Raw genomic sequence first — 6,164 nt, forward strand, 5'->3', positions numbered from 1 at the left:
ATCTCGCGCTTCACCGCGCCCCCCGCGTGCGGGGGTGCGGCGCGACGAGCCCCGGGGCTGCCGTGCGCGGGCAGCGGCGGGCGCCGGGGCGCCTGCCGGGTGGGGTCATTGGGTCCATCCGACCTCTTGACCGCCGCGCGCGGAACGTGGCGCGGCGCATCGCTTAAGAATTGAGTTCGCGCAGGAGGCTGCGGGCGATGACCAGGCGCTGGATCTCGCTGGTGCCCTCTCCGATCTCGCAGATCTTGGCGTCGCGCATCATGCGCTCTACCGGATATTCCTTGGTGTAGCCGTAGCCGCCGTGGATCTGGACGGCCTTGGTGGTCGCCCGCATGGCGACCTCGCTGGCGAACAGCTTCGCCATGGAGGCCTCGCGCGAGTACGGCCGGCCGTTCTCCTTCAGCCACGCGGCGTTGTAGACCAGGTGCTTGGCGGCCTCGATCTCGGTGGCCATGTCGGCCAGCATGAACTGGAGGCCCTGGAACTCGCTGATCGCCTTGCCGAACTGCTTCCGCTCCACCGAGTAGCGCAGGGCCTGCTCCAGCGCGCCTTCGGCGATGCCGAGGGAGAGGGCGCCGATGCCGATGCGGCCGGCGTCGAGGGTCTTCATGAAGTTGACGAAGCCCATCCCCACGTCGCCCAGCACCTGCTCGTCGGGGACGAAGGCGTTCTCGAACACCAGCTCGCGGGTGTCGGAGGCGCGCCAGCCCATCTTGTCTTCCTTCTTCCCCGCCCGCACGCCCTCGGTGAAGGGCAGGTCGTCGCTGTGGCCGATGCCCAGCTCGCGCGCCTTCTCCATGTCGGTCGTCGGCTTGGCGACGATGAACGAGGTGATGCCCTTGCTGCCCTTCTCGCGGTCCGTCACCGCCGTGGCCACGAAGACCTCGCCCACGCCGGCGTGGGTGATGAAGATCTTGCTGCCGTTCAGGATCCAGCCGCCGTCGGTCTTCGTGGCCGTGGTCGCCGTGCCGCCGGCGTCGCTGCCGGCGCCGGGCTCGGTGAGGCCGAAGCCGCCCAGGACCTGGCCCGAGGCGAGGAGCGGCACGAACCGCTCCTTCTGCGCGCCGCTGCCGAAGTTGACGATGGGCGAGGTGCCGAGCGTGGTGTGCGCCGAGACGGTGATGGCGTGCGAGGCGTCGACCTTGGCGAGCTCGTGGATGACGATCATGTAGGCGATGCCGTCCATCCCCGCGCCGCCCAGCTCCTCGCTCCACGGGATGCCGAAGAGGCCCAGCTCGCCCATCTTCTTCACGTTCTCCCACGGGAAGCGGGAGTCTATGTCCAGCTCCCGGGCCACGGGCGCGATCTCGTTCTGGGCGAAATCGCGAACCATGTCGCGGATCATCAGGTGGTTCTCGTCGAAATACCGTTCCATGGTCCGTTCTGCGGGATGTGCGCGGCGCCGCCCGAAAAGCAGGAGAATGTACCCACCGCCCGCACGATCCGAAAGGGACCGCTTCCGGCAGTCTCCTACGCGCCCGCGCCCCGCAGCAGCTCCAGGAACGGTTCTCCGTACTTCTCCAGCTTGGCCGGGCCCACGCCCGGAACCTCCAGCATCTCGTCTTCGGACGACGGGCGGCGGCGGGCGAGGTCGATGAGCGTGCGGTCGTTGAAGACGCAGTACGACGGCAGGTTGGCCGCCTTCGCCAGCTCGCCGCGCAAGGCGCGCAGCCGCCCGTACAGCTCGCTCTCCTCCGGCGTGGGCGGCGGAAGCTCGGCCCGCTCCGCGGCTCCGGCGGCGAGCACCGAGGCCGGCTTCTCCTTGCGGACCCGCACCCGCTCCGTGCCACCGTCCGATACGGCTGACCGTACGCCGGCCGCGGGAATCGTCCACGGCTTCGTATCTCCCGAGAGCTCCTGGAGGACCTGAATGAGCGCGTGGCCGTACTTCTCCAGCTTCACCGGGCCCATGCCGGGCACCGCCAGCACTTCCTCGGGCGTGGAGGGAGCGGTGACGGCGAGGGCTTCGAGCGTGGCCTCGTTGAAGATGACGAAGGATGCGACGCCCTGCTTCTTCGCCAGCTCCTTCCGCATCTCCTTGAGCCGCTGGTAGAGCTGCTCCTGCCGCTCCGTGCGCGGCGCGCCCGTGGGCACCGGCGTCTTCGCGGGACGGTCCGCCCGCTCCCGCCTCCGCCCTCCCTCGCGCGTCGCGCCCTCGCCGCCGCGGAAGGCGGGGCGCGCGGGAGGCGTCACGCCCGCGGAGGCGACGCGCTCGGCCAGCTCGCCGTGGCCGCCCAGGCAGTTGTCGCACGCGCCGCACTCGTCCATGGCCGCGGGGTCGCCGAAGTAGCGCAGGACGTAGCCGCGGCGGCACTCCTCGGTGTAGGCGTAGCCCTGCACCTGCTGGAGCTTGCGCGTCTCGTTGGCCTTCTTCGCATCCACCGTCCGCCAGTCCACCGGGAGGCGGTTGACGGGCGTCTGCATGTCGAGCACCCAGATGCCTTCGCCACTCGCGGCGCGCCACTCCAGGAAGCCTCCCCCGGCCAGCGCGTCCATCAGCTCCGCCGCGCGCTGCCTTCCTCCCGACGCATCGGAAAGCTCGCGCCAGTCCAGCTCCACGCCGCGGTACACGGCCTCGCCGCCGCCCATCTTCCACAGCGAGCGGAGGAAGGAGAGCTCGGCGTCCCTGCCCTGCCCCGCCAGCTCGGCGGTGATGCGCTTGGGCGTGGCGACCAGGCGGAGGCGGACGGGCGGCACGCCGCCGGGCTTGGAGACGCGCACCACGCCCGCGCCCTCCAGCACGCGCAGGGCGGAGAGCACCTGCCGGTCGCCCTTCACCGTGTGCACCGTCCGCGCGAAGTCGCCCGGCGCGAGCGAGACGAGGCCGGACGGGTCGCAGGTGCGGCGCAGCGCCTGGAAGACCTCCTCCACCACCTTGCGCGGCGGATGGCTCTGCTCGATGAAGAACTCGTGCGTGAACCGGTCCGGGAAGGCGTGCAGCAGCACGCAGTCCGCCGGCCCGCGGTCGCGCCCGGCGCGCCCCGCTTCCTGGTAATACGCCTCCAGGTTGCCCGGCATGTTGTAGTGGACCACGATGCGCACGTCCGGCTTGTCGATGCCCATGCCGAACGCGTTGGTGGCGACCACGACCGGCGCGTCGCCGCTCATGAACGCCTCCTGCACGCGCTTGCGCTCGGGGTCCGACAGCCCCGCGTGGTAGCCCACCGTGCGCACGCCCACGCCGCTGAGCAGCGCGGTCAGCGCGTCCACGTTCTTGCGCGTGCTGGCATAAACGATGGAAGAGCCCTCGCGCCCGCGCAGCAGCTTGAGCAGCAGGCGGTCCTTCTCGCTGTCGTTCTTGGCGCGCAGGACGTGCCAGACCAGGTTTCGCCGGTCGAACCCGGTGACGAGGACGGCGGGGTCCTCCAGCCGCAGCTGGCGGACGATGTCGGTGCGGACGTCCGGCGTGGCGGTGGCGGTGAGCGCGGCCACGGGCGGGTTGCCCAGCGCGTCTCGCACCTGTCCGAGACGCAGGTACGACGGGCGGAAGTCGTGCCCCCACTCGCTGACGCAGTGCGCCTCGTCTACCGCGAGGAGGGAGACGCCCAGGCGGGAGATGCGGCGCTGGAAGGCCTCGGAGTCGAAGCGCTCCGGGGCCACGTAGACGAGCTTGAACTCCCCGCGCTCGGCCGCGTCCAGGCGCGAGGCCATCTCCTGCGCCGGCAGGCTGGAGTTGATGAAGGTCGACGGCACGCCCACCGCGTCGAGCGCGTCCACCTGGTCCTTCATCAGCGAGATGAGGGGCGAGACGACGAGCGTCACGCCCGGCAGCATCATGGCCGGGACCTGGTAGCACAGGCTCTTGCCGCCGCCGGTGGGCATCACCGTGAGGCTGTCGCCGCCGGCCAGGACGTTGGCGATGGCCTGGTCCTGCCCCGGGCGGAAGTCCGGGAAGCCCCAGTAGCGCCGCAGCACCTCGCGCGCGGCGTCGAGCGACGTCTCGGTGTTCGGGGGGGCGGGGGGTGCGTGCGAGGCCATCGTGCCGGGTGAGGGTGTTTTGCCGCGCGCCGCCAGCCGGGCCCGGGCGCGTGCCTGTACACGGAAGCGCGGGCTTGGGTCCGGCGCACAGGTGAACGGAGTGGACAGCCTCCCGATATGATGGCACCATAGGCTCGCCCGGCGCAAGCCCTCCGTGCATCTCCCCGGTTCTTTTCGGCTTTGTACGACGGACGGCGGAACGGTCGATGCGGTCGATACGGTCGATACGGTCGATGCGGTCGATGCGGTCGATGCGGTCGGTGCAGTCGATCGATCGGCGGGCGATCGACCGCGGTACATCTCCCGGGCCGTAGCCGATCGGCGGATGCGCGGCGGGAATGCTCGTGCCCGAAGCCCCAGCGGCGCATCCCGATGCGGCGAGGGCGGGCGCCTTCCGTTTACGCGGCCGCCGGCGTGACATCTGCCCGGAGCGGCCGAGGCGCGCGCAAAGCGTTGCCACGACACGCCCGAGCGTGTATAGTTGGTCCGCGGCGGTTCCCGCCGCCGCCGGTCCATCTGGCCCTATCCCCACCCGTTCCGCGCGATTCTCTCCCGCTCCGCCTGCGCAATCCGCGCCGGGCCGCGACGGGCGTTTACTCCCGCGGGCAAACGAGGGCCAGACGGGGCAACCCGCCCCGCCTCCGCAGCGTCCCCGCACCCCGGAGTGTTCAGATGGGTCTCCACAACGAGCACGCGCGCGACTCCGCCGGCATCTCCGCTCCCCGCAGGGCGTGGACGGCACCCGTGGTCACGCAGCTCCCGCGGCTCACCGACCTGACGCTGCAGACGGGCGCGCCCATCAACGGCGGCGGCGGCACGGGCACCGGCTCCACCACCTTCTGAGACCGAGCGGCATGCTACTAGGGCTGGCCATCACCGAGCACTGCAACCTGCGGTGCCCGCACTGCATCCGTGACGACGTGACGACCGTGCGGAACCTGGACGCGGACCTGATCCTCAGCACCGTGGACCAGGCCCGCGTCCTTTTCGGCGACGTCTTCGCCAGCATGACGGGCGGCGAGCCCACGCTGCACCCGGAGTGGGAGCGCATCGTCGCCGGGATGCACGAGCGCGGCGTGCCGTACCGCTTCGTGAGCAACGGCTGGCACATGCGGCGCCTGATGCCGCTCATCGACCGCTATCCGCCGGCCAGCGTGCGCCTGTCGCTCTCCGGCGCCGACCGCGAGACGCACGACGCGGAGCGCGGCCGCGACAGCTTCCGCCGCGTGCTGATGGCGGTAGCGCTGCTCACCAGCCGCCGCATCCCCACGTCGCTGGGGTTCCTGGTGGACCGGCGCAGCCTGGGCCAGCTGCGCCAGGCGGTGGAGCTGGCGGACTCGCTGGGGTGCGTGAGCGTGAACTTCGCGCTCGCACAGCCGGTGCCCGGCAGCGCGGCGCGCGACAGCGACATGTCGTTCGCCGAGTGGCGCCAGGCCCGCGACGAGGTGCTGGCGCTGTGGAAGGAAGGCCGCCGCACCGCCGTGTTCCTGGACTATGGCGCCCCGGCCCTGGCCGAGGAGAAGCTGTGCGACACGTTCAAGATGGAGCGCGTGTACGTGGATGCCCACGGCCGCCTCTCGCTGTGCTGCCAGCTCTCGGAGTACGGCCTGAACGAGAACGACGTGGTCGCCGACCTCAACGAGATTCCGTTCATCGAGGCGTGGCCGCGGTACGTGGCCCGGCTCGACGAGCAGCGCATCCGCAGCGCGCCGCCGGCGGTGGGCGCGACCGAGCTGGACGCCTTTCCGTGCATCCGCTGCGCGCGGGCGCTGGGGAAGATGCAGTGGGTGAAGGACTATCCCGACAGCCCGTGGTTCGGCGCCGCAGAGCCGCACACGCCGCTGCCTCCCAAGCTCATCCCGATCGGCTACTCGCGCCGGGCGCCGCAGCCCGCCTGACGCGGGAATCGGCCGTTCGCAACGCAGCGGGGCGCCTCCACACGAGGCGCCCCGCTGTGTTTTTAGGCACGTCCGTCGATCGAATGCGGCGGATGGACGTCTATCGACCGACCCGCGGCCGCAAGCGGCACCGCCTCGGCGGCTGCAGCCGCGGGACACGACGGTGCGAAGCGCATCGTCGTAGCGGCTTCCGGAAGGCCTCGAACGACGGAGGACGAGCGGTGGGGAGAGGACGATGGTCGGAAGGAGGGGGAGGATGCCTGCGCATCTTCCCCTTCTTCGTTTCTG

At 71.1% G+C, this 6,164-nt stretch carries 4 protein-coding genes; 2 read left to right on the forward strand and 2 right to left on the reverse strand.

The genetic code is table 11. From position 1 onward, the window contains the following. Positions 1-163: 163 nt before the first annotated feature. Positions 164-1,375 carry an acyl-CoA dehydrogenase family protein gene (locus VFE05_21875; protein ID HET6232739.1) on the reverse strand — a complete coding sequence of 404 codons (1,212 nt, stop codon included), beginning with the start codon at positions 1,373-1,375 and terminating at the stop codon, positions 164-166. 95 nt (positions 1,376-1,470) lie between these two features. Continuing rightward, positions 1,471-3,978 carry a RecQ family ATP-dependent DNA helicase gene (locus VFE05_21880; GenBank protein ID HET6232740.1) on the reverse strand — a complete coding sequence of 836 codons (2,508 nt, stop codon included), beginning with the start codon at positions 3,976-3,978 and terminating at the stop codon, positions 1,471-1,473. A gap of 672 nt (positions 3,979-4,650) precedes the next feature. Here VFE05_21880 and VFE05_21885 point away from each other — a divergent pair. Both VFE05_21885 and VFE05_21890 read left to right on the forward strand, forming a co-directional pair. Next, entirely contained in the window at positions 4,651-4,821 is a 171-nt protein-coding gene (locus tag VFE05_21885) for a hypothetical protein (protein HET6232741.1), read from the forward strand. An 11-nt stretch (positions 4,822-4,832) separates the two neighbouring features. Next, positions 4,833-5,876: a radical SAM protein gene (locus VFE05_21890; GenBank protein ID HET6232742.1), complete on the forward strand. Its 1,044-nt coding sequence runs from the start codon at positions 4,833-4,835 to the stop codon at positions 5,874-5,876. Positions 5,877-6,164 lie beyond the last annotated feature (288 nt).

This window comes from Longimicrobiaceae bacterium (assembly GCA_035696245.1).
Classification (GTDB): Bacteria; Gemmatimonadota; Gemmatimonadetes; order Longimicrobiales; family Longimicrobiaceae; genus DASRQW01.